This window comes from Mesorhizobium sp. WSM4810, from assembly GCF_055811235.1.
This window is the reverse complement of sequence record NZ_JBVVQV010000100.1, coordinates 1-581: the sequence shown is the minus strand read 5'-3', so window position 1 is coordinate 581 and position 581 is coordinate 1. Positions and strand designations below refer to the sequence as shown.

The 581-nt window shown below is 65.9% G+C and carries 1 protein-coding gene; it reads right to left on the bottom strand.

Annotated features, from left to right (window positions below; translation table 11 throughout):
* The coding region (locus tag AC0L3O_RS35485) for an alcohol dehydrogenase catalytic domain-containing protein (protein WP_473618163.1) at positions 1-581 on the bottom strand (581 nt) is incomplete at both ends.

Genomic DNA, 581 nt, shown 5'->3' with positions numbered 1-581 from the left:
CCTTCGGTCATGCCGAGCGCCGGCATGATATCGCGCAGCTTTTCCTTCGACGCGTCGACCACATGCTGGACGCCGAGTTTTTTCGCCAGCGCCAGCCGCACCGGGTTGATGTCGGTGATGACCACCTTTCGCGCGCCGACGCACTGCGCCACCAGCGCACCCATGATGCCGATCGGCCCGGCGCCGGTGACCAGCACGTCCTCGCCGACCAGATCAAAGGACAGTGCGGTGTGGACCGCATTGCCCAGGGGATCGAAGATTGCGGCGATCTCGTCGGGCACATCGTCGGGGATCGGCACGACGTTGTGCTGCGGGATCGCCAGATATTCACCGAAGGCGCCTGGCCGGTTGACGCCGACGCCGAGCGTGTTGCGGCACAGATGCCCCCTGCCCGCCCGGCAATTGCGGCAATGGCCGCAGACGATGTGGCCTTCGCCCGAAACGCGCTGGCCGATCTTGTATTCGGTGACCGCCGCGCCGAAGTCGGCGACGGTGCCGACGAATTCGTGGCCGGTCACCATCGGCACCGGCACGGTCTTCTGCGCCCACTGGTCCCAATTGTAGATGTGGACGTCGGTACC